Annotated in this window: 13 protein-coding genes and 2 other annotated features; of the genes, 11 read left to right on the forward strand and 2 right to left on the reverse strand. The window is 39.9% G+C overall.

All coding sequences use genetic code 11. The features are described from left to right. Positions 1-600: 600 nt before the first annotated feature. Positions 601-1,716: a YrpD family protein gene (locus BRLA_RS08935; RefSeq protein ID WP_003338454.1), complete on the reverse strand. Its 1,116-nt coding sequence runs from the start codon at positions 1,714-1,716 to the stop codon at positions 601-603. A 173-nt stretch (positions 1,717-1,889) separates the two neighbouring features. Next, positions 1,890-2,146 (forward strand) — a binding site (T-box leader). A gap of 54 nt (positions 2,147-2,200) precedes the next feature. Beyond that, positions 2,201-2,455: a binding site (T-box leader), on the forward strand. A gap of 317 nt (positions 2,456-2,772) precedes the next feature. Between BRLA_RS08935 and brnQ the strand changes: the two genes are divergently transcribed. From brnQ to BRLA_RS08960, 5 genes are all read left to right on the forward strand, one after another. Next, entirely contained in the window at positions 2,773-4,113 is a 1,341-nt protein-coding gene (gene brnQ, locus BRLA_RS08940; protein WP_003338456.1) for a branched-chain amino acid transport system II carrier protein, read from the forward strand. Positions 4,114-4,492: 379 nt separating this feature from the next. Continuing rightward, a complete protein-coding gene (locus BRLA_RS08945) occupies positions 4,493-4,999 on the forward strand; it encodes a GNAT family N-acetyltransferase (protein WP_003338457.1) in 507 nt (168 codons plus the stop codon). Positions 5,000-5,031: 32 nt separating this feature from the next. Beyond that, on the forward strand, positions 5,032-11,505 hold the full coding sequence (locus tag BRLA_RS08950; RefSeq protein WP_003338458.1) for an amino acid adenylation domain-containing protein: 6,474 nt from the start codon (positions 5,032-5,034) through the stop codon (positions 11,503-11,505). Positions 11,506-11,640: 135 nt separating this feature from the next. Further along, on the forward strand, positions 11,641-16,143 hold the full coding sequence (locus BRLA_RS08955; RefSeq protein WP_119912739.1) for a non-ribosomal peptide synthetase: 4,503 nt from the start codon (positions 11,641-11,643) through the stop codon (positions 16,141-16,143). Between the two features lie 17 nt (positions 16,144-16,160). Next, positions 16,161-19,253, forward strand: a complete 3,093-nt coding sequence (locus tag BRLA_RS08960; RefSeq protein WP_236867832.1) for a cyclic peptide export ABC transporter — start codon at positions 16,161-16,163, stop codon at positions 19,251-19,253. Positions 19,254-19,416: 163 nt separating this feature from the next. Here BRLA_RS08960 and BRLA_RS08965 read toward each other — a convergent pair whose 3' ends face one another. Further along, positions 19,417-20,067: a YHYH domain-containing protein gene (locus BRLA_RS08965; protein WP_003338462.1), complete on the reverse strand. Its 651-nt coding sequence runs from the start codon at positions 20,065-20,067 to the stop codon at positions 19,417-19,419. Positions 20,068-20,672: 605 nt separating this feature from the next. On the opposite strand from BRLA_RS08965, the gene BRLA_RS08970 reads away from it, so the two are divergent. From BRLA_RS08970 to BRLA_RS08995, 6 genes are all read left to right on the forward strand, one after another. Then, positions 20,673-21,251: an HD domain-containing protein gene (locus BRLA_RS08970; protein WP_003338464.1), complete on the forward strand. Its 579-nt coding sequence runs from the start codon at positions 20,673-20,675 to the stop codon at positions 21,249-21,251. 140 nt (positions 21,252-21,391) lie between these two features. Continuing rightward, the gene (locus tag BRLA_RS08975; RefSeq protein ID WP_003338466.1) at positions 21,392-22,069 is read left to right on the forward strand and encodes a site-2 protease family protein; all 678 of its coding nucleotides are present in this window, start codon (positions 21,392-21,394) and stop codon (positions 22,067-22,069) included. Between the two features lie 32 nt (positions 22,070-22,101). Beyond that, positions 22,102-22,863: a segregation and condensation protein A gene (locus tag BRLA_RS08980; protein ID WP_003338467.1), complete on the forward strand. Its 762-nt coding sequence runs from the start codon at positions 22,102-22,104 to the stop codon at positions 22,861-22,863. After that, on the forward strand, positions 22,853-23,437 hold the full coding sequence (gene scpB, locus BRLA_RS08985) for an SMC-Scp complex subunit ScpB (protein WP_003338468.1): 585 nt from the start codon (positions 22,853-22,855) through the stop codon (positions 23,435-23,437). The genes BRLA_RS08980 and scpB overlap by 11 nt, the downstream gene beginning before the upstream one ends. 87 nt (positions 23,438-23,524) lie before the next feature. Next, positions 23,525-24,697: a D-alanyl-D-alanine carboxypeptidase family protein gene (locus BRLA_RS08990; protein ID WP_003341885.1), complete on the forward strand. Its 1,173-nt coding sequence runs from the start codon at positions 23,525-23,527 to the stop codon at positions 24,695-24,697. Further along, positions 24,690-25,280 (forward strand): nucleoside recognition domain-containing protein, encoded by a 591-nt coding sequence (locus BRLA_RS08995; protein WP_003338471.1) that lies wholly within the window; start codon positions 24,690-24,692, stop codon positions 25,278-25,280. The genes BRLA_RS08990 and BRLA_RS08995 overlap by 8 nt, the downstream gene beginning before the upstream one ends. The last annotated feature ends 9 nt before the right edge of the window (positions 25,281-25,289 follow it).

Consider the following 25,289-nt stretch of genomic DNA (forward strand, 5'->3'; position numbering starts at 1 on the left):
TGTGAATGCTGCTGTCCCCCTACGCATAGGAAATATGATCATCCTATGGATTACAGAGATTGGGATGTCGATCCAGATCCACCTAGAGGGGGCTTCAGAGGCAGAAGGTTTGACGGTCGGAGAGGCTTCCGGGAATCCCCTTTCTTCCGACGTGAATTTATTGAATCCCCTTTCTTCCGTGATGAATTTTTCGAATCACCGTTTTTCTAATTTTAAGACAGCAGGAGCAAAATATATAGAGTCCATGTTATTCCCAAAAAGGAGGACTCTATATATTCATTTATATTAGTGGTGTTTCACTTCATATCATTGTCTTCATTCTATTCTTTATCTATAGGAATAGTATATAGGGTAAAAAGGATGCTGATTGAGCAAACCAGAAAACATATTCGAAAAATGAAACTACCCGTCTCCATATGTATATGGAAAATAGGTAGTTTCGATCCCATTATCTATCTAAGTAATAATGATGTTTATCTACGTGTTACAATTGGTTTCTATAAGCTAGCGAGTATAAAAGGCTAAGCTGACTAAAGCCTGCTGTGTTTGTTACATACGACATAGGGGGATTTCCTCCCATTCCACTATGAACATCCTGCCCTAATACTTATAGATATCAGAATCAACATCAATGGTTACAGTGTTATTGTTGTCGCGGGTTACTTTTGCGTGATCCTCCTGAGGGATTGAAAATTTATTGTTAGGAACAGGGGTGCCATCGACTTTAATATTTGAATAGATGGCTCGATTTTTCCCCGTATTATCATTGGATACCACAGTAGAAAGTAGCTTCCAATTCGAGATTTGAGGTATATTCAATTTGTCTGCAGATTCAATGATGGTGATGGTTTTTGTATCGCCAGGTGTAGTGCATGTCCGCTCGCTGCAAATTGTGGTACCGTCCAGTTTCAAACGAACTTTTCCATTGTAGTTATACCACAAATAGAGGTTTACATCGGAACCTGACTTATATGCATTTCGATACTGTCCTTCTTTGTAGTTTGGATCGAAAATATCGCTTTTATAGGCTGTCCAAGCAGTGGCAGACGTTTTTTGCTTTACGATGATAATAGGTTTCCAGCCGGTCTCTGTTTGCGATTGACCAACATTGGTATAGTAGCTTAATCCCATATCCGCTACCCATGAACCGATTACTCCGCTTGTATTTGCCAGATAGAAAAAACCACCATAATTGTATGCTGCCACTTTTTTATCAACCATCGAATCTTGCGGGAGGGTAAGCTTTGTACTTAAATAGGTTCCACTTTGCGTGATTTCTTGCTTTCCCCCAACGCCATCTGCTATAAAATCAGATGCTATCCCTTGTAATTGAGTTTGTTTAGAGGAGAAGGCCTCTGCTTTTTGGTTATCTGAATCAAGGATAATTAATTCAGGATTTGCGGAAGAGGCTTCTTCATATACATAAGATACTCCGTCCTCAAAGGCAATATAGCTGTATGTAGTATCTAATGCCTCAGCCCGTAAGCTGTTTTTTTTGTTCTTTTTTTCCTGGGAAATGGATTCCTTAGCTCTTTCAATCATTTCATTGATTTTAGAATCAGAAATGGTACTTGTTTCCTCATGTACAACCCCAACGCTTTTTCCATTTGTGCCTTTCCATTCTCTGAAGTCATCTGCTGCGGCAAATGCGGAAAATGACGAAAGGGGGAGGCTAAGAAGACAAATCATGGTTGTGGCTAGGTTAGCTTTTTTCAAAAACTTCAACTCCTAACATAATTTTGTTTACAAAGACAATATATTACAAATATTCGAAAAATAAAATATGTTTTATTGCTATCTGATGAATTTTTATTATATAAAATAATTTCTTAAAAAATGATTGACAGTAACCTTTAAAGATTACTATAATACTAACAAATCAAACAAATGTAAAAGTTGTGATGAGGACAAGTAGAAGATAAGAAAGAATGATAGAGAGCCGTCCCATAGTGCTGAAAGGATGGTCGTTGTTTCCCTTTGAATATCACCTCGGAGCTTTGTTAACGAACGATGAATGTATCGAGTAGGTAACAACGGAATGTCCACCGTTAAAAGGAGCCAAGTCTATGTTTTAGACTTGATAAGTGTCTGCTTTTCGTGAGGAAGGCGGAAAGCTGAGTGGTACCGCGAAACTCTCGTCTCTGCAATCAAAATGTAAGTTGATTGTGGAGACGAGAGTTTTTCATTTTAATTTCATAAATAAAAAGCATTGATGAGGAGAAGTAGGGAAAGGATTAATGTGCAGAGAGCTGTCCCATGGCTGAAAGGATGGTCATTACACCTTTTTTGAATATCACCTTAGAGCTTTGTTCCTGAAAGGACATCTGCCAATTGTCAGAGTAGGGAGCAACGGAAAATCACCGTTATCTGATGAGAGTCCTTATAGACTTGCAGAGTCTGTTTTTCGCGAGAAGACAGAAAGCTGAGTGGTACCGCGTATATCTTCGCCTCAGTAACCAAAGTAAGGTGTTTTAGATGAAACACTTGCTTGGTTGCTGAGGTGTTTTTTATTGTAAATAAAAGAAGGAGTTGAGCTGGACAGTCTTTTCATTTCAAAGTTGATTACCAAAATACATCATTTCATTAAGGGGCCCGTTGTATTTGAAAGCAGAGTACAAGCCATTTTTTGGATCGTAGCACTTTTAATTCCTAGTATTCAGGGCTGTAAACTTATATTTAGGCAGGAGGGTGCACAATGGAAATTGAGATTCAAGTTACCGTCAGAATCGATCCAGTTCATCTAGAAAATGAATCATAGTGAGGAGAATTAATATGCAGAGGCTATCAAGAAAAGATTTACTGTTAGTAAGCTTTATGATGTTTTCTTTATTTTTTGGAGCAGGAAATTTAATCTTTCCCCCTTTCTTAGGACAGTCAGCGGGAACTAACTTTTGGCAAGCAATGAGCGGCTTTATCATCTCTGCTGTTGGACTACCTATCTTGGGAGTTGTTGCCGTAGCAAAATCTGATGGTTTGCATAATTTGGCCAAACGAGTACATCCTGTTTTTGCTTTTATCTTCACTCTTCTTATCTATTTATCAATTGGTCCTTTCCTAGGTATTCCGCGTAATGGAAGCTTAGCCTTTGAAATGGGAGTGGCTCCTTTTTTACCAGTAGAATGGCAACAAACTAGCTGGGTGCTCTTTCTCTATACACTAGTGTACTTTTCGATTGCTTTTTGGCTTTGTTTAAATCCAGCTAAGCTCTCTGATCGATTTGGTAAAGTGCTAACGCCATCGTTATTGATTTTACTTACAGGTATTTTCATTTATAGCTTATTCAAGCCGCTGGGGTTTTTTACTAGTCCAATTGAAAGTTATATACAAACACCGTATTTCAATGGGTTTTTGGATGGGTATTTAACAATGGATACAATTGCGGCACTTAATTTTGGAATTGTCATTTCAGTAACTCTGAAGCAAAAGGGAATTAAAGAGAAAAAATCGTTGATTGCAACTACAGTCTATGCAGGATTAATTGCTGGGGCGATTCTAGTTTCGATCTATGTTCTACTTGGTTACCTAGGAGCGGCTAGCACCTCTATGTTTGGAGTGACCGAGAATGGAGCCCAAACGTTAACGAATGTGGTGTTATATTTATTTGGTAAACCTGGGGTAATACTATTGGGTCTTGTATTTTCGTTGGCATGCCTAACTACATCGGTTGGACTTATCACTTCATGCAGTCAATACTTTACATCGCTTGTACCGAGAGTTTCATACAAGATGTGGGTGAGTATACTTGCACTAACTAGTATGTTCTTTGCTAACATGGGCTTAAGTGGAATTTTATCAATTTCTGTGCCGATCTTGTCTGCCATCTATCCGTTAGCTATTGCTTTAATTGTATTGTCCTTTACGAATGACCTACTAAAAGGCGATTCCATTGTTTACACATGCAGCATGCTGCTTGTTGGAATTGTTAGTGTTGCTGATGCATTGGGTCAGGTTGGAATTCATTCTCTAGCTGTTGACCGTGTGCTGAGTTATTTGCCGCTACATGAAAAAGGACTTGGGTGGGTTGTCCCAGGAATCGTGGGTGCGCTGATTGGATATGTAATTTCGTTTATAAAAAAGAAAAACACTAGCTTAGCTCCCCAGACTACAGAATAATCATTTCAAAAAAACAATTCCAGTCCCGCAGTGGACGGGGTTGTTTTTTTGTTTTTGAATGAATAAATGGATAAAAAATATACCGAGGGAAAAGAGGGAAGTTTTAATAAATATACAATTATCTAATTATTTTTTTAGTATAATTTAACATAATGCTTGCAGGATTATCCAATTTGAAGTTAAATTATAGTAAAACAACAAATTACTAGTACGAAAAAAGGTATTTTTTAGAATAAAAGCATTTTGTTTAGAATTTTTGAAATTTGGTTTTTATTTAGAAGGGAAAAATTATGGTTGTTCAAGGTACGTTTTGCATCTGGCGAAAGCGATTCATGGATGAATGTGTCAGTAGGATTGTTTAGAAAGGTGTTGGGAGAGTTTGAAGGAAAATCAAAATTCGCTTATTTCAATATGTCCCGTTTCATCAAGAGATAAAAATATTATTTTCAATCTCATGCCTCTATATTTACATGATTTATCGGCCTACACCAATAATCTTACAGTCGATCGGCAAGGCAGATTTGTATATGAGAATCTGGACCTTTACTGGGAAAGGGAGGCTCTACAGCCATATCTCATTAAATCTGCGGAGGATATCGTCGGCTTTCTGCTGCTCAATCGACCACCATTTGCCCCAACGGGTACAGATTTTTATGTGAATGAGCTGTTTATTCTTACTTATTACCGGAGAAAAGGGTTCGCTAGAAAGGCATTAAAGCAATGTTTTACAGACAATCCTGGGAACTATATGGTCGTGCAGATGATTAATAACAAACCAGCGATTTCATTCTGGCATCGATTGTATGAGGAGGAAGGGATTATCTTTGAGGAGAGGCAAGATGTTTTACAAGATGAACCGTGCTTACTACAAAAATTCACAATCTAATTTACGATTTGGGAAGGTGGCTCATAACGATCATGGTAGTCTTTAACAATAGGGTGATGGAACAGGAACAATTTTGGCTGTCTAAGCTTGGCGATGAGTTCGTCCCTTCTATGGTCCCCGCGGACTATCCTTACGTCGGTCAAACCAAATGTAAGGCTTCATTTCAAGTAACTATTGAACAAGAAATAACGGACAGGCTCATGCAGGTTTGTAAAAACTCTGATTTGCTTTTGTATACCTTTTTGTTAGCAACAGCAAAAATCTGGCTACATAAATATACCCAGCAAACAGAAATTTGCGTAGGCGCACCAAATCTTTCACCATCAAACAAGCTAGTTCCGATCGTCTCGAATCCGGCCCCACATCTAATCTCCAAGCAATTTATTAGGGATGTAAAGCAGTCTCTTGCGGAGTCTTACAAAAATCAGGATTATCCGCTTCATCATATTTATGAAAAATTGGATATAAATCCACAGGGTTCTGCCTCTTCCTTTATCAAGCTAGCTGTAGCTCTTGACAGGATACACGACCGAGATTTTGTAATGGCTCAGGAGATAGACCTTCTCTTACTTTTTTCAAAATCTGATCACTCGCTTCAGGTAACACTTCATTATGATCAGGCAGTTTATGAGTTACGGACATTAGAACGATTTTTTTCTCATTACATAAATATACTGCGTGCAATCGTCACAGACGTAAATATTACCATCAGCGAGATCGAGCTAATGAATGAGGCAGAAAAAGCTCAGCTTACTTCTTTTTCTCAAACACTTGAATCTTATTCAACAGATCAATTGGTTCATCAAGTATTTGAGAAAAAAGCTGAACGTTATCCGGATAAAGTAGCTGTAGTCTATCATGAACAAAAGATAACCTATCGACAGCTAAACGAAAAAGCAAATCAATTGGCACGGCACTTACGAGATAAAGGGATAGAAAAGGACGAGGTAATTGCTCTGATGGTGGAGCGTTCCTTAGAGATGATCATCGGAATATTAGGTATTCTCAAGGCGGGGGGTGCCTATCTTCCAATTGACCCTGAAAATCCTTCCGAGCGTATAAGCTATATCCTTGCCGATAGTCAAGCGCGCTTGTTCTTGACACAAAAGACAGGAGGAAGCGATTTAGCATTTGACGGAGAAAGAATAAACCTAGATGAGGATGAGTTATATGTAGGTGAGACCAATAATCTTGCACCAAGTCAGACACCGGCACATCTGTTATATGTCATCTATACTTCAGGTACGACCGGCAATCCAAAGGGTGTAATGGTAGAACATCGGAACTTAATTAATTACGTAACTTGGTTTAGTAAGCAGGCTAGCATTACCAAAGACGACAGTACAATGCTCTTATCTTCTTATGCATTTGATTTAGGATATACAAGTCTTTTTCCAGCATTGCTTACTGGATGTACCTTACATATTGTACCTAAAGATACATATCTGCATCCTGACAGCTTGTTGAATTATATAAATAAGGAACAGATCAGTTTTATCAAACTTACTCCATCTCTATTTTCATTGCTAGTACAAGCTGTCGACGATGTACATACGTCTTATTTGCCCGCTTTACGTCTAGTAGTGACAGGAGGAGAGCCGATTCAGCCTATTGATGTTCAGACATTTCATAGTTACTTTCCTCATGTAGCTGTCATGAATCACTACGGTCCAACAGAAACTACAATCGGTACGTTGGCTGGACAGATTAACTTTGATGAATGGCAGAGATTTGAAAAACGTCCGACTATCGGTAAACCAATATCTCAAGCGGAGGTTTTGATTGTCAATCAGGATTTGCAGCTTGTTCCTATAGGAGTACCTGGTGAATTGTGCATCGCAGGAAAAGGACTTGCACGCGGTTATATCGGTCAGCCTACTTTAACAAGAGAAAAATTTATTGATCACCCCTTTCATTTAGGTGAACGACTATATAAAACGGGAGATTTGGCACGGTGGGATGAGACAGGGAAGGTTGAGTTTTTAGGCCGAATGGATCAGCAGGTAAAAATCCGAGGCTATCGGATTGAAGTAGGAGAGATTGAAAAGCATATAATCACTCATCCGTCCATCCACGAAGCATTTGTACTAGCATTTCCTAATGATCAAAACGAAAATGAGCTATACAGTTATTATCTTTCTGATGAAGAAGTAGGACAAAGTGAGCTGCGTCAATTTCTACAACAGAAAGTGCCTGAATATATGATTCCTATGCTTTTTATCCGAATAGAAAAGGTTCCTCTTACATCAAATGGTAAAATCAATCGTCATGCTTTACCTAAACCAGATGAATGTAAGCTTGATCAGCATTCCTACATAGCTCCAAGCAGTGAGATGGAAAAGCAATTGGTATTCGTATGGAAAGATATTTTAAAAAGAGAGTCTATAGGGGTAACGGATAACTTCTTTCAACTGGGTGGACATTCACTAACCGCTATTAAATTAGCCCATAAAATCGGTAAAAAATATGGGATTCATGTCACATTGAATGATATTTTTCTGTATTCAACCGTTCGCGATCAGATTGTAATGATTGAGCAGTCAGAACAAAGAGTTGAAAGGCAAATTGAGATTTCACAGAGAAGCGACTTTTATCCACTTTCTTCTATGCAACGACGTTTATTTTTATTACATCAATTTGAGGGCGTAGAGACAGCTTACAATATGCCTACGATCTGGCGGTTTTCCGGGAATTTACATCTAAGAAAGCTAGAGCAGGCGTTTCAAACGCTGATCGACCGTCATGAAGCATTGCGTACATCGTTTCATGTGATTGATCATGTACCGATGCAACGTGTTCATTCTAACATCAACTTTTCTCTATCATTTCAAACAAAAACAAAAGTAGAAGAAAAGCAGGTGATTGAGTCATTCTTTCAGCCTTTCAATTTAGAAGTGGCACCCTTATTTCGTGCAGGGGTAGTATCGCTATCTAATGATGAGTATCTTTTGATTGTTGATATGCATCACATTATTTCGGATGGCATCTCCATAAGCATACTAATGGCTGAGCTTGAAAAGGCTTATCGAGACCAGAATTTGCCACCATTACGGATTCAATACAAAGATTATGCGATGTGGCAGCAAAAGTGGGAACAATCAGAAGAATATAAGCAACAAAAACAATTTTGGCTAACGCAATTTTCTGATGAGCTGCCCGTTCTAAACCTGCCAACAGACTTTATACGCCCAAAAATCCAGACTTTTAAGGGAGATATCGTAACTGCTACGTTATCGGGAAAACAATTTGAAGCGATGAAACAGCTCTGTCAAAAAAACGGAGCGACCCTTTACATGTTTCTACTGGCTGCATACAACATTGTACTCGCTAAATATAGCAATCAGGAAGATATTGTGGTTGGTACGGCAGTGGCTGGGCGAAATGTCAGCGATCTGGAATCTGTAATCGGCATGTTCGTTAATACATTAGCAATTCGAAATAAACCCGTAACAAGTAAAACATTTACCAGTTTCTTAGAAGAAGTAAAGCAACAAACCATTCAGGCGTTTAACCATCAGGATTACTCTTTAGATGAATTGGTAGAAAATCTTGCGCTATCTAGAGATATGGGACGAAATCCATTATTTGATACGATGCTAACGCTTCAGAACTATGAGAAACAGACTGTTGAATTAGATGGAATTACAATCAGACCAATCATGAAAGATCATGAAGTTGCTAAATTTGATATTACGGTTGTCGCTGTAGAAGATGAGGATCAATTACAGATTTCCTGGGAATTTTCCACTGATCTCTGGAAGAAGGAATCAGCGAAGCAGATGTTGAAACATTTTATAACAGTGATGGAAAAAGTTTCAATAAGACCTAAGATAACCATCGGCGAAATAGAAGTCCTATGTGAAGAAGAAAAAAACGAATTGTTAGCCATCAATCACCAAATGGCGATTTCTTATGACAAAGAACTAACTATCATGGATTTGATTGAGTGTCAGGTGAATTTGCATCCTGATCACGTTGCGGTTGTTTCGGATGGGAACGAACTGTCATATCAAGAGCTGAATCAAGCAGCTAACCGACTTGCTAAGCATCTGCTCTTAAAAGGGATGAAGCGCAATCAACCAATTGGTGTCATGATGGATCGTAGTCCCGAACTGATTATCAGCATTTTAGCTATTTTAAAGGCGGGCGGTGTTTACGTACCTATATCTACGAATTATCCCACAGAACGAATTGAATACATGCTAGAAGATAGTAAAGTTGGCTTGGTAGTAACCAATCAATATCCACTGCCAGAGTTACGCTTTGAGGGTGAATGGATTCGTGTAGAGGAAGTAGCATTAGACGAAAATGTTGAAGATATCACAAGGCTTGCGAAAGCAGATGATCTTGTTTATATCATTTACACGTCTGGTTCAACGGGAAAACCAAAAGGGGTCATGATTCAGCACAGAGCCTTACATCATTTCGTCACTGCCATGAATAAAGAATTCTTAGATGAAATTAGTTATTTAGATCGTGTACTCATCTCTACAGATATCTCGTTTGACGTTAGCTGCTTTGAAATTTTTCAGGCATTGATAAATGGTGCAACACTTGTTCTTTTTAATGGACAGAAATTTGATGTTGCTCTTCTTGCAACAACAATTCGAGAAGAAAAGGTAACGTTAGCTTACATACCACCAGCTCTGCTTAACCAATTGTATGAGACGATCCTTGCATCACCTGATCAATATGCCTTACATAAAATGCTTGTTGGTGTAGAACCAATTAAGGATGAGGTATTGGCACGATACCTGTCACTTCATCCTAATATGCGTATCGTCAATGGCTATGGACCAAGTGAGGCTACCATTTGCTGTACTGCTTTCCGCTATGAAAAAAGCGAGATAACAGGCAAATATGTATCCATTGGTAAACCGATAGGCAACATGCAGGTTTATATTCTAGATTCTGAGCTTCACCTACTTCCAAAAGGTGTGACTGGTGAACTGTGGATTGCAGGAGAGGGGCTATCCCTCGGATATCTGAATCAGCCAAAGCTGACAGAAGAACGGTTTATAGCGAACCCCTTTGATTCTAATACTTTGATGTACCGAACAGGAGACAAAGCAAAATGGTCAGAGGGGGGGAATTTGGAGTTTTTGGGTAGAATCGATCATCAGGTGAAAATTCGAGGTTACCGGGTTGAACTGGGTGAAATTGAAACTCTTCTGCTGCGTCATCCAGAGGTTAAAGCGGCACTGGTTATGACTAGAACAGATTCTTATGAAATTCCATATTTGTGTGCTTATGTCGTCTTTCAAAATAATGATTGGACTTCAGCTCCAGATGCTACACAGATTCTACACCAATGGCTTGCTGATTTTTTACCTGATTATATGATCCCTAGCTTTTTTATTGCAGTAGATGAATTCAAACTAACCCCCAATGGTAAAATCGATCGCAAAAGCTTGCCTGAACCAAATGGGAACGTGCCTAGAAATGAACAGAGCTACTTGGCGCCACGAAACAGCTTTGAAGAACAAATGGTACGGTTGTGGGAGGAAGTTTTAGAAGTTACACCGATTGGGATTATGGACAATTTCTTTATGCTAGGAGGTCATTCACTTAAAGCGTTTGTTCTGGCTAACCAGATTACGCAACGCTTTGGGCTCAGCCTGCCTTTGTCCGATTTATTTAAGGCCCCGACTATAGCAGGCTTATGTGATCATTTACAGAAGCGAGAGGCTGTCCTAGACAAGAATGTTATTCTGCTTAAAAAAGGAAGTAGTAAGGTCCCTCCACTATTCTTGATTCACGGCCAAGGAGGAGGAGTTATTACATTCTCACATTTAGCGCGTGAATTAGAGTGTGACTGTAGCGTTTATGGTATTCAAGCTGTTGGTTATGAGGGGGAAGCGGATGCTCTGTCAACAGTTGAAGAAATGGCTGCTCACTATATCGCTTCTATTCGACGAATCGCGCCAACAATGCCTATTCAGCTAGTTGGTTGGTCCTTTGGAGGCCTGGTTGCTTATGAAATGACTAAACAATTAGAGCAGCAGGGAGAACAGGTCGAATTACTGGCTATGATTGACTGTCTACCGCTGCTGGATAGGGAGCGCATTTCGATAGACCAGAGTTATAAAGAATTAGACGCTGTCATTTTATTTGCGCTTCTAAATGGGATAAATCAGGAGGATTTGGCAGCAGTAGCGGAAGAAGAAAAAATGAGATTTTGCTGGGAAGAGGCATGCAAACAAAAACTGTTTCCCGACGAGGAGTATCGACCAGAGTTACTGTCTAAACTACGCATTCATGCAACGAACGGATTGGCTATTCACAAATATCGGCTTTCTGGGCAGATTGACACTGATCTGCACCTATTTCTTGCTTCAGATGAATCGATACGGCATCAGGTTACCACGAGTAAAGAGGTGACACGTTGGAAGCCATTTACTACGGGACAGATAAAGTCAGCATATTTTTCAGGGGATCATTACACGATGCTTGAAATGCCGCATGTTCAGCAGATGGCTAAAATCCTTAACGAGCTGATGATCTGAGATAGAAGAGTCTCACCAATTGAGATTGACTGACATCTTTTTTATCGCTGATGGGATTCTACTTATCCTGTGGAAAATGGATTTGGAAAGCAGTAGCGATTTAGTAGTAGAGATTTATAAATACTGAAAGTGAGGGTGATTATTTTGACCGTTACGTATGAATACTTTCCGCTTTCGCATCCGCAAAAACGAATCTGGTACATAGAAAAAACATATCCTCACACCTCCATGTACAATATCGGGGGAATCGTTCAAATGAATGGCTCTGTTGATATTGCTTGCCTTACTGAGGCTATCAAGATTTTTATAAGAAAGCATGATGGGTTAAGGCTTCACATGCATGAAAATGAGGGTAATGTAAGTCAATACAAGGTAGAACTGGATGATGTTGAAGTGCCTTTCTACGATTTTAGTCATTCGGAGCATGCTGAAGAAGAGGCACTGAAATGGGCTGAGACAGAGTTTAAAAAGCCCTTTGTGCTAGTTGATCGTCCGTTGTTTTCTTTTGCTACTTTTCGAGCTCATGAGAAATATACTGGATATTTTGTTAAGTTACATCATATTATTGCTGATGGCTGGTCTATCAATATTATGACAAATCAAATCAGCAGTATTTATCAAAAAGTAAAAAATGGTCACGATTTAGCAGAAGAGGTTGAATCCTCATACTTAGATTTTTTGCAACAAGAGGACAAGTATTTAACTTCCTCACGTTTTGAAAAGAATAAGAAATATTGGAATGAGAAATTCCATTCACTCCCTGACAGCTTTTTGAATAAAAGCTCAGATCAGGTAGAAGGAAAGAGAAGGAGTATTGAGCTTGATAAAGACCTGTCAGCTCGTATAAATACGTTTGCTACTAGTCACAAGCTATCGCTAAATTCCCTGTTTATCATGCTCGTCTTACTCTATCAGTACAAAACGCAACAAAATCATGATCAAATACTCGGTATCCCCGTACTTAATCGTTCGGGAAATAAAGAAAAAAATATCTTTGGAATGTTTACAAGCACCATGCCATTTCGCATGGTGCTAGAGGATACGGAAACATTAGTAGGCTTATCTAAACGGATTCATAATGAAATACTAAGTAATTTTTTTCATCAAAAATATCCGTATGATCTGTTGATTAGTGACTTGGAGCTGAAGAAAAAAGGCTATGATAGCCTCTTCCAAGTTTGTGTGAATTATTATGGAACAAGACTAGTTAATGAGCTGGAAGGGATTCGCTTAGATAATCTGGAGTTTTATAGTGGGTATCAGGCTTATTCATTGCAGCTAGTAATAAAAGAATGGTCAAGTGAGAGCAAAATTACCTTATTCTACGATTACAAAACCAGTGATTATACCAATGAAAAAATAGAAGAAATTCACAATCGGCTGATGTACATGCTTGAACAGTTCTTAGAACAACCAGACAAGTCGATCAAGGAGGTTTCTCTTTTAAGTCCTCAAGAAAAACATGAGCATTTGTATGGTCGAAATCAAACAGATGCGTTTTATCCAAAAGATAAGCTGATCCATCAGCTTTTTGAGGAACAGGTAGCGTTAACGCCTGATCGTGTGGCTGTATGTTTTCAACAAAACACCTACACCTATTTTCAACTAAATGAACAAGCCAACAGATTAGCACGCACCCTTCGTGCAAAAGGTGTAGGGCCAGATCAATTGGTTGGCATTTATATGAGGCATTCGTATGAAATGATTGTGGGCATCTGGGCGGTATTAAAAGCAGGAGGGGCATACGTGCCGATCGATCCTGATTTTCCGCTTGATCGTGTTTCATATATTTTGCAGGATAGTCAGGCCAAGCTTTTACTATCAAATGAAGATGTACATCTTGAAGGCTTCAAGGGAGCGATTATTCGTCTGGATGATCCAGCAAGCTATTCTTCAGAATCGCAAAACCTTACAACCCTTAATCAAGCAAGTGACTTGGTGTATGCGATTTATACTTCTGGCTCTACAGGAAAACCAAAGGGGACATTAATTGAACATAGAGGCTTGGTCAACTACATCCATTGGGCAAAACAAAAGTACATACAAACTCAGGATGAAACCTTTGCTCTCTATTCTTCCTTAGCATTTGATTTAACCGTTACTTCTATTTTTGCTCCGCTTTTAAATGGAAATCAGGTGATTGTATATGTCGAGAATGACTCTGAATTTGTGCTAGATACAATTCTTCGCGAGAATCGTGTCAATATTCTTAAACTCACACCAGCACATCTTGCTTTAATTAGCAGCAGGGATAATCACAATTCCGTAATCAAGCGGCTTATCGTTGGTGGAGAAGACCTGAAGGCAACACTTGCCGCTAAAACCTATGAAAGCTTCAGCGGAGATATCTGCATTTACAATGAGTATGGTCCGACAGAAACGGTAGTGGGCTGCATGATCTATGAATATAATCCGCAGATAGATCGGATGGGTTCTGTGCCAATTGGTCGTCCAATTCATAACGTACAAATCTACCTGCTCAATGATGATTTACAGCCTGTACCTGATGGTGTTACAGGAGAGTTGTATATTTCTGGTGATGGAGTTGCTAGAGGATATTTGGCTAGAGAGGATTTAACGAAGGATCGTTTCTTAGACAATCCGTTTAAGCAGGGATATCGTCTGTACAAGACGGGTGACCTTGCCAGAATGCTACCTTCACAAGATATAGAGTATGCAGGAAGAATTGATCATCAGGTAAAGCTAAAAGGATATCGGATTGAATTAGGGGAAATTGAGAACTGCTTAACTAGTTTCGCATCTGTTAAGGAAGCTGTGGTCATTGATCGATTAGAGGAGAACGGGCACAAATACCTGTGTGCCTATATGATTGCAGATGAGAATATTTCTATCGTTGAGATGCGTGTAAAGCTAGCAAGCAAGCTCCCTTCTTATATGATTCCAAGCTATTTCGTTACGGTTGATACATTTCCATTAACCTCAAATGGAAAAATTGATCGCAATCAGCTTCCTGATCCGCTTGCTACAAGTCGCGCTAATCAAGTGGGCGATAAACCGGCAAACGATACAGAAGAAATAGTAATGAAAATCATGAAAGAAGTGCTACAGACACATGAAATTACCGTAGATTCTAATTTTTATTTTCTTGGTGGAGATTCAATAAAAGCGATACAGGTTGTTAGTAAGTTAAACCAGATGAATCTGGGTGCAACCGTGAAAGATATTATGACTTTCCCAGTGATACATGAGCTTGCAGCAGCAATTGAATTGAACCAACAGCCTGTGGCTCCACAAACTGTGATGAGCGGTACAATTAAGCCGACACCAATCACCGCATGGTTTTTCTCACAGAATCTAAGTAAACCCGAGCATTGGAATCAATCTGTTCTGCTTCAACTAAAAAAGACATTTTCAACGGAACAAATAAGTAACGTACTCACAAAAATTGTCCATCATCACGATACGTTACGACTGAACTATGATGGGAAGGCAGAAGTCCTCTACTATAATGAGCAGCATTTAGCTCACCCAGTGGATGTTCAAACAGTTAATTTAATGGGAATGCCTATTGATAAACAGCTCGAAAAAATGAAGCAAACGGGTGAGCAGGTGAAAAGCAGTCTAGATCTAGAAGGGGGATTATTGCTTAAGGCAGTATTGTTCTTGTTAGATGAAGGGCAGACAAGGTTGTTACTCACGGCACATCATTTAGTAGTAGATGGGGTTTCGTGGCGGATTTTATTAGAAGATATGGGGCTGCTTTTCGGCTGTATAGAAGAAGGACGTGATTTACATTTACCAGCAAAAACGCATTCGTTTCAAAAATGGGCGGAGGAGCTGGATGCTTATAGTAAAACAGGAGCATTACACTATGAGCAATACTGGAAGGAAGCAATCGGGGCTCCGGTATTGCAAAATGAAACAAAAAACGAAACCAAGGAATCCTTGCAAAATACGGAAACACTTCATGCTGAGTTTAGCATAGAGTCAACGGAGCAATTGCTACGCAACGCCAACAGAGCATATCAAACCCATGCTCATGAGCTCATCATCATGGGAGTATGCTTAGCAATCAAATCTGCGATGAATGAAACTGACATAGTGCTTGAGATGGAAGGGCATGGACGAGAACAGTTGTTTTCTGATATCGATGTATCGCGTACCATTGGATGGTTTACGTCTATGTATCCCGTCAGATTGCAACTTCCTCAGGGGGATATTGCTCAGGTAATGAAAGATATCAAGGAACAGATCAGAACTGTGCCTAATAAAGGGATCGACTTTGGAGTTCTCTCTTATTTGACAGGTACACTTACCCAGCCCTCAGATAAGCGAATTCGTTTTAACTTTTTAGGCGAAGTGGACAATCAAATGGACAACCAGTACCTTACGTTAGCACATGAGGATACGGGAACGGATATCTCCTTACAAAATCCAATGACATACCTCATAGAAATTAATGCCATGATCAAAGAGAAAAAATTACATGTTGCTCTTACCTACAGTCAAAGCAACTATCAGCGAGTAGCCATGAAAGAATTTCTGGATAATATCACCACTAGCACAAACGATATTCTCAAGCATTGCTGCCAGTCAGAAGAGATACGAGATTTTACCCCTTCTGATTTTACTACTGTTACTCTCACACAAGATGATCTTGATGATTTATTCGCATAAGAAAGGAAACGAAACAGATGAACATGAAAAAATTGTTAAGCTTCCCCATTTTTCTGACATGGGTGCTTGCCTTTATTCTCTTCGTGTATCCAGTTACTCAAATCAGTGCAGCTACTCTTTCTCTATCACCCCAAAGCTTAGAGCAGATTGAATCGTTCATTACAAAGCAAATGAATACGGCTGAAATTCCTGGTCTACAGGTCATCATCGTGGAAAAAGACAAAACCATATATCAGAAGGGCTTTGGCTATGCAGATATATTGAGCAACAAGCCTGTTACAAATGAAACATTGTTTGAACTGGGATCAAATAGCAAGGCTTTCACTGGTCTTGCCGTCTTAGAATTAGCTGATAAAGGGCTGCTTGATTTGAATGACCCGGTAACAAAGTATCTCCCTTGGTTGAATCTTTCCTATAAAGGGAAGATTCAACCTATTACAATCAGACAATTCCTTTATCATACGAGTGGAGTTCCGTTCAAATCGATAGGTTTTCTCCCTGAAGGTAATGAAGAGGATGCACTTGAAAAAACGGTGCGAACATTGCTTTCACAGGAATTGAATCGTGAACCAGGTACAAGGTATGAATATGCGACTATCAATTACGATGTGTTAGGATTGGTAATAGAAAAGGTTACGAAACAATCTTTTGAAACCTATATCAAGCAAAATATCTTACATGCTCTTGAGCTTTCACATACATATGTTGGTGAGCAAAACGTCGATCAGACTCAAAAGGCAACAGGCTACAAGATAGGGTTCACAGAGCCTCAACAATACAATCCGCCTAGTTTCCGGGGAAATACGCCAGCAGGCTATCTCATAAGCAATGGAGTAGATATAGCTCGGTGGATGAAAATCCAAATCGGAGCAGCTAGCACAGGTAGTTTTAAGCCTGATCTAATAAAAGCATCTCATGAGCCAGATCGTAAGGTAAAACCTAGCAGCAATGGGTCATCATATGCGGCGGGCTGGGAGGTTTATCAAAGTGGAGATGGTGAGATTTCCCATTCCGGAAGTAATCCAACGTTTAGCTCGTTTATTGTCATTCGTCCAACTGAACAAATCGGAGTGGCTGTATTAGCCAATATGAACAGTACCTATACAGTTAATATCGGGCAGGGAATCATGAATATGCTTCTCGATAAAGAGGTGCCTCCCATTCATTCCGACCTGAATAAAAAACTGGACCAGTTAGCGTTTTCCATTATTTGTGTAGTTGCTCCAGTTTGTTTAGCCATTCTTTTTTTACTAGGCCGTATTTTTCTTGAAATAGGGAAAAAGCAACGAAAGCTTCAAGTGACAAAAAAGAAGGTAATTGTTGGTCTACTGTTCCATTTGTTGTTGTTATGCATATTTTCGTTAACCATTTTTTATTTGCCGAACCTACTGTTTATGGAATTAACGTGGCCATTTATTAAAGTGTGGATTCCAGAGACAATTATGCTGGCTATATATGGAGTTACATTAGCATTTGTTCTCTATATATGTTATTCATTACTTCTTTTATTTTCTAAAAAAAAACAGGAAAACATTTATTTTTCCTTGATGGTTCTAAGCATTGTTAGTGGTTTTGGTAACGCCTTTATTATCTTCATTGTAAATGAAGCCTTTGTAAGAACGAATAATCTAGTTAACGGTTTATTGTTTTATTTTATCATCGGGATTTTTATGTATGTTGTAAGTCAAAAGGTACTTCGTTCACGTCTTGTGACATTAACCAATCAATTAGTTTATGAAAAACGGATGGAATTGGTTGATAAATTACTTCAAACTAGCTTTAGCAGCTTAGAACAAATAGAGCAAGGCCGTATTCAGGCAACACTAAACAATGATACAGAGGTTATTAGTCGAGCAATCAATATTATTATCACTTGTGTGACGAATCTAATCACGTTAGTGTGTTGCTTTATTTATCTAGGAGTCATGAATTTTTATGCATTCGTACTTTCCGCTCTGATCATCGGGCTTGTTGCAGCGATCTACTATCTGATTGGGGAGAAGGCAAATAAACTGTGGGAGAAAACACGTGATATTCAGAATGTTTTCTTCAAATTCATCAGCGATATGACTAGTGGAAGTAAAGAACTGACCTTGCATAGAAGGAAACGTGAAGAATTTCATCTTGCCGTTCAGGAAAGCTGCGCGGAATATCGGGACAAGCGTGCTGAGGGCGATCTTAAATTTGCCAACGTATTCATTATTGGAGAATTACTGTTTATTATCGTCATCGGTTGTGTCGTATTCATCTTTCCTGAGATATTTAAACAAATGGATGTTGAAATGCTGCGGAACTATGTTTTTGTTTTCTTGTATATGACCGGTCCTGTCAATGGTTTATTAAATGGACTCCCGCAAATTGTGATGATTCGTATTAGCTGGAAACGTATCACTAACATGATTCAAGAACTGGCTTTAGCCAAGGACAAAGAGCAAGATAAGGTGATATTGTCAGAGAGCATCAAGCAACCCATTCGGATGGTGGTAACGGATGTTTCATACGATTATGAAGCTCAAGAGGAGCGAGGCTTTAGCGTTGGACCGATTAATTTTGAATTTGCGTCTGGAGAAATTATTTTTATTACAGGCGGAAATGGCAGTGGGAAGTCGACGCTGGCGAAGCTACTAACCGGTCTGTACGCCCCGGTAAAAGGGGAAATTTCCATCAATGGCAGCAAGGTGACACATGCTCAATTGAATCAATATTACTCTGCCATTTTTGGCGATTTCCACTTGTTTGATCGCCTTTATGGGATTGATTTTATGCAAAATGAAAAAGAGATTGAGCGTTATTTAGAGGTCTTAGAGCTACAGGATAAGGTGAAAGTAGAAAATGGGGTTTTCAGTACAACCAAGCTTTCAACAGGACAAAAGAAACGTCTTGCTCTTTTGATTACCTATCTTGAAGATCGGCCCATTTGCCTTTTTGATGAGTGGGCTGCTGACCAAGATCCTGAATATCGGCGCTTTTTCTACCAAGTATTATTGCCAGACATGAAGCAAAAAGGAAAATGTATTATTGCCATTACACATGATGATCAATACTTCCACATGGCAGATAAGGTGATTAAGATGGATGCGGGGCAAATGAAGAGCCCAGTTAGCGTTTGAGCAGATGATGCGGTAGTTTGGTAAGCGAGCAAAGAGACTCACTTTTTACTGCCTTAAGCAGAAAGTGAGTCTCTTACTTTACCAAATCAGAAAACGTATGTAGTAGACAACAGGGTTCATCATTAGGCATCAAGGCATACTTGGGTTAAATTTATAGCAGACATTAGTAAGCTACATTTTTGGAGATAAAACCGACAACCACGTTGCCATTTGAGTCCTTACTAGAACCATAGTACCAAGTCTGATTTTCTCCGACAACGGACACCTCAGCATGCAGCGGGGCAGAACCACGGGCTTTACTTTTAGTTGATGGTGTTGCATAGAAATAACCTTTATCAGCTTGGATGCTTACTTTTTTAGGACTAATCACAGTGTATTGAGTTAGCAGTGTTTTAGAGAGATAGCCTTGCTCTAGGGAGGCAAACTGAGCTGAACCGCCTTTATCCTTTACCTCATAGCCATACCAGAGGGTTGTAGATACAGTAGCAGAGGTTGCTGGAGCACTATAGACAGGTGCTTGATCGACTGCAACGATGGTTTTCTTCTGTACGACCGGGGCTTTTCCAGCAGGTTTCGCGGTGGGAGCAGTGCTTTTACTAGGTGCTTTAGCTTTGGTAGGAGATGTACCTTTGGTTGAACTGGAGCTACCACCATTATGGTAATGATATTCTCCATAGAAAAGGCCCCACTTTTCACAGTTGGTGCGGCAGGTATGCCCTCCGTTTTTGTCTGTACGACCTGGATGTGCAGAGGTTTGTTGGAAAGGAACAGCTAGCATCGTTACGAACAGAAAGAATAGTAGTGCTTTTTTCATAGAACATTCCTCCTATAATAATCTCGATTCTATCATAACATAAATCCAAAAAATGGAAAGTTATGAATTTATGCTCAAATATTTCTAGTAAAAATAGAAATGCATACAGCAAAAAAGAGAGGGACAGTACCCCTCTTTTTTGGTCAGATGTATCGCAATCATCGGTATTCATCTCTTATTTGGTGCACTCGTAATTCATCTCGTGGTATTCTTTAATTAGTTTTTTTAGAAGGATGCTTTCATAAGTGTTTAGACCTTGCGAATTCTCCAACATGATGAGGGAGTGTAGGTCGTTCTCTAGCATTAATTTCCTACGGTCTGTACTCGTTAGTGCCATGGGGTCTTCCCAACTCCTTTATTGTTAGATTGGTAATTAGTATATCGTTATTTCATTCTTTGGTAAAACATGGGAAATGGCGACCTCTCTTGATAATATAGCTTCTCATGGTCTGAGCGAAGCTGACTTAACCTATCCCTACAATTGCGACAATATAATGCCGAATACAGCCAAATACGGCTGTTTTGGGTAGAAATACAAGAAATAGGCATGATTTTTGTAATCATGGATTTCATCTAATAAAGAAGGTATTTAGGAGGAGTTACACATGAATATGGCTGTAGAAGCTGTTCTATTAGCAACAAAAGCACATGCCAATCAACAAGATAAAGGGGGACAGCCTTATATACTACATCCCTTGCGCGTTATGATGTACATGCCTTCGGACGAAGCGAGAGCCGTTGCTGTTTTACATGATGTATTAGAGGATACTGATGTCACTGTAGATGATTTGCGAGTAGCAGGATTTCCAAAGGAAGTTGTGGAGGCTGTTATGATTCTTACGAAAAATCCAAAAGAGGAATATGACAGCTATATTACAAGGGTGAAACAAAATCAATTGGCGCGTGCTGTAAAGATTGCCGATATCAAGGATAATTTGGATTTAACTCGAATAGCTGAGCCTACGGAGGATGATTTGGCTCGCATAGAAAAATACAAGCGTGCACTTAAAGAATTAGAGGCTCATGATGAGAATAATCAAAAGGTAAAAAGGCAGGAGGCCAGTGCATCAGCACAAGCGGAGCTAGAAGAAAAAAACGAAGAAAGCACTTCTTGTGAATCTGCAAAGGAAGACGATTCTCAAACAGAAGCGATGGCTAATGACCAACAAGATAAAGCGGAATGAAATTCTCAATAATTTTGATTGAAACTGCTTGCGACTTGTGTCATTCTCTGAAGGCTGTTATTCTAATGAAATAGTGTATTTTTGCACAAGCGACCTGCGATAAAGGAATGTGCAAGAGAGAGATAATGAAGGAGGGCTCCATGGGCTTATTTCACTTTGACCTAAACACGCTCCCATTCCGGGTTATTGCGTTCGTGATTGCCTTTTCCATGCATGAATGGGCACATGCGTTTATTGCCTATCGATTAGGTGATAACACAGCGAAAAATGAGGGGCGTTTAACACTTAATCCAATTCCGCATCTAGATCCATTCGGACTCCTGATGATTTTGTTTGGACCATTTGGATGGGCTAGACCTGTTCCGTTTAATCCATATAATTTTAGAGGGAATAAACGCTTAGGAATTGTGTATGTTGCAGCAGCAGGACCGTTCATAAATCTAGTATTAGCATTTTTCTTTTCGTTTTTATGGTTTTATATTCAGACCCCATTCTGGGTAGATTTGATGGCTTCGTGGCCTGCCAAAGGGATAGAAGCAGTTTCCTTAACCTTGCAGTACTGTATTGTGATTAACTGCGCTATGTTAGTGTTTAACATGCTTCCTATAGCTCCATTAGATGGTTCTAAAATCCTTCGTTACATTTTGCCTCAAAAATGCAGTGGATTCTTTGATAAACTAGATCTATATGGACCATGGCTGCTATTGTTAATCGTATTCTTGCCACCGTTGCGAGGATTGCTTAGCGTACCGCTCAACATCGTATGGTCTTGGATTGAAAGCACGACTCGGTATGTGGTTATTCAGCTTTTTTTATAACATGATTGCAATGAAGTAAGGCGGGATTAGCGTTGTCATATAGTATTAAATTGGATTCGTTTGAAGGGCCGCTCGATTTGCTTTTGCATTTGATCGACAAGGCAGAGGTAGATATCTATGATATACCCATAGCTGTGATTACCGAACAGTATTTGGATACCATTCATACGATGCGTGAGCTTCAATTGGATGTAGCTAGTGAGTTCGTAGTCATGGCTGCTACTCTATTGGCCATCAAAAGCAAAACGCTGCTTCCGAAAAAAGAGGAGTTACATTTTGAGCCATTGCACGATGATTATGGTGAAGAGGAAGATCCTCGCGATGAATTGGTACAACGCTTATTGGAATATAAAAAATTCAAGCGTGTGGCCGAACAACTGCGCGAAATGGAGACGGGGCGTAGTCAGGTATTTACTCGACCGGCTGAAGACTTAACACCATATGTGCGTGAGGAAGAGCCCGGAGTTGCCAACGTAACCCTATTTGACATGCTTCACGCGTTAGAAAAATTGTTTGCTAGATTGCAAACAAAAGAGCCTGTAGCCAAAGTTTCACGGGATGAAATATCCATAAAGGATCGGATGAAAGAGATTCGTCAGCTCATTAAGGTTGGAGGAGGGCATGTTCGCTTCTCTCAATTGTTTATCACAAATGTTACTCGCACTGAGATTGTAACAACGTTCCTTGCCTTACTGGAATTGATGAAGGGAAAGGCTATCACGTGTGTTCAAAATCAATTATTTACGGACATCTTGATCAGTGAAGGAAAGGGAGAAACGGAACATGGATTATGATAAATTAAAATCGGTGATAGAGGGACTTTTATTTATCTCCGGTGATGAGGGGATAGATGCAAAGCAGATTGCGGAAATCATTGAGGTTTCTGAGGAGGTTGTCGTTGACCTACTCGAAGATATGAAGGCGGACTTTTACCGATCGAAAAGAGGCATTCAGCTTGTGGAAGTGGCGAAAGCTTATCAATTGACTACCTTGCCTGAACACATGATGTATTTTGAAAAGCTGGCTACTTCCCCTACCCACTCGTCTTTATCGCAAGCGGCATTGGAAACCTTAGCTATCATCGCGTATCGCCAGCCGATCACTCGCTCTGAGGTAGAGGAGATTCGTGGAGTTAAATGCGAAAAAGCGTTACATACCCTGACATCAAAGCTTTTAATTAAAGAAATGGGACGTGCAGAGGGGATCGGACGACCGATTTTATATGGCACTACCAAAGATTTTCTAGAGTATTTTGGCTTGAAAGGAATTGCAGATTTACCAGAACCGCCAGTTGATTTTTCATTTGATCAGCAGGATGAGGATATGGCTCAATTGTTTCGCGGAAAGGAATCTGCTGGAAACGACTAGGACCCGATTAAGATTGGGGTATATCATAGGTCTTGTCTCCATATACTTGGTACAAACCCATTGTAAACCAAGCATGAGGAGGACACTATGAGATACCAACGAATAATCGGCGTACTCGTCGTTTTTCTTTTGTGCGTTAGCTATTTAGGCCCACAACCTCGTGCATGGGCATCGCTAGCACCTAAGGTTTCGGCGGAAGCAGCAGCTGTGATTGATGTTAAATCAGGACGTATTCTGTACCAGAAAAATGGAAACAAGAAAATGAGAATTGCCAGCTTGACGAAGACATTAACAGCCATTGTGGCAATAGAAGCAACCGATATAAAAAAGGTGGTTACGGTACCAGACAAGGCCGTAGGAGTGGAAGGCTCCTCCATTTATTTAAAAAGAGGGGAGAAGCTGACCCTAGAAGAATTGCTATACGGCTTGATGCTTCGTTCTGGTAACGATGCCGCTGCTACGATTGCTTTGCAGGTAGGGGGCTCCATTGAAGGGTTTGCCGCCATGATGAATGAAAAAGCTATGTATATTGGCATGGCTCAAAGTAATTTTATGAACCCGCACGGATTAGACAGTAGCAAGGAGCACTATTCCACTGCCGTAGACATGGCTAAATTATCTGCTTATGCCTTACAAAATCCACAGTTTCAGCAGATTGTCTCCACGAAAGTAAAAAGTATTTCCTGGGAAGGGGAGAAATGGGAGCGTAGGCTGCAAAACAAAAATAAAATGCTCCATCTCTATGACGGAGCAGATGGTGTCAAAACGGGATATACAAAGCTTGCCAAACGTTGCTTAGCATCATCAGCGACCCGAGATGGACGGCAAGTTGCTGTTATTACGCTTAATGCACCTGATGATTGGAATGACCATGCTAATCTTCTCGATTATGGCTTTCAACAGTTCAAAGAAAGCTCTTTACTTCACAAGGGCGAAAAATGTGATGCTCCTCAATCTATTAAATTGGAGGACAAAGGAAAGGTTGAGTTGGTTTCATTAGCTGACTTTACATACCCGCTTAAAGCTGAAGAAGAGCAGCATGTGAGTAAAAAGGTTCAACTGTTTCAAAAACAGGTAGGTCAACATGATGTAAATGAGCATGTTGGGTTTGTTGAGATATACTTAGGCCAACATTCCATTGGTAAAATACCACTTACCCTACGAAAAATGAAAGTAACGGATACCTTTCAAAACAAAACACCAAGTGGTATCTGGAAGCATGTCTCCCAATTGCTGAAGGGAGGATTACCTGATGCTTAACATCATATGGTTATTATTAATTATAGTCAGTGTGATCGTAGCAGCTGTAAACGGACGAATGGAAATGATAAGTCAATCAATATTTGAAGGTGCCAAAACAGGCGTTACTGTCTGTTTTGGTCTTCTCAGCGTCCTCATCTTCTGGATGGGGATCATGAAAATTGCCGAAAAATCTGGACTTTTACAGCTAATCTCAATCTGGTTATCACCCATTGTACAAAAGCTTTTCCCCGACATACCGAAAGGACATCCGGCCATTGGCTACATTCTCTCTAACATGAGCGCTAACATCCTCGGGCTTGGAAATGCTGCTACTCCTATGGGAATTAAAGCAATGGAGGAGCTACAAAAATTAAACCCCCACAAAGATATCGCAACCCCTGCTATGTGCACCTTACTTGCCATCAATACGGCCAGCATCACACTGATTCCTACTACGATGATTGCCATTCGCTTGCAATATGGTTCAACGAATGCGTTTGAAATCGTGGGTACAACATTGCTCGCCTCCTTTATTGCAACAGTTTTTGCCCTGCTGCTTGATCGTGTTTATCGTCTGCGCTACAAGCGCAAGTCCCGTTAAAGGAGGGAG

Source organism: Brevibacillus laterosporus LMG 15441 (assembly GCF_000219535.2).
Classification (GTDB): Bacteria; Bacillota; Bacilli; order Brevibacillales; family Brevibacillaceae; genus Brevibacillus_B; species Brevibacillus_B halotolerans.

Excerpts from the sequence above, each read along its gene's own strand:
- BRLA_RS08975 (WP_003338466.1), top strand. The coding sequence starts at position 21,392 with ATGGGCTTATTTCACTTTGACCTAAACACGCTCCCATTCCGGGTTATT.
- scpB (WP_003338468.1), top strand. The coding sequence starts at position 22,853 with ATGGATTATGATAAATTAAAATCGGTGATAGAGGGACTTTTATTTATC.
- BRLA_RS08995 (WP_003338471.1), top strand. The coding sequence starts at position 24,690 with ATGCTTAACATCATATGGTTATTATTAATTATAGTCAGTGTGATCGTA.
- brnQ (WP_003338456.1), top strand. The coding sequence starts at position 2,773 with ATGCAGAGGCTATCAAGAAAAGATTTACTGTTAGTAAGCTTTATGATG.
- BRLA_RS08950 (WP_003338458.1), top strand. The coding sequence starts at position 5,032 with ATGGTAGTCTTTAACAATAGGGTGATGGAACAGGAACAATTTTGGCTG.
- BRLA_RS08990 (WP_003341885.1), top strand. The coding sequence starts at position 23,525 with ATGAGATACCAACGAATAATCGGCGTACTCGTCGTTTTTCTTTTGTGC.
- BRLA_RS08965 (WP_003338462.1), bottom strand. The coding sequence starts at position 20,067 with ATGAAAAAAGCACTACTATTCTTTCTGTTCGTAACGATGCTAGCTGTT.
- BRLA_RS08960 (WP_236867832.1), top strand. The coding sequence starts at position 16,161 with ATGAACATGAAAAAATTGTTAAGCTTCCCCATTTTTCTGACATGGGTG.
- BRLA_RS08970 (WP_003338464.1), top strand. The coding sequence starts at position 20,673 with ATGAATATGGCTGTAGAAGCTGTTCTATTAGCAACAAAAGCACATGCC.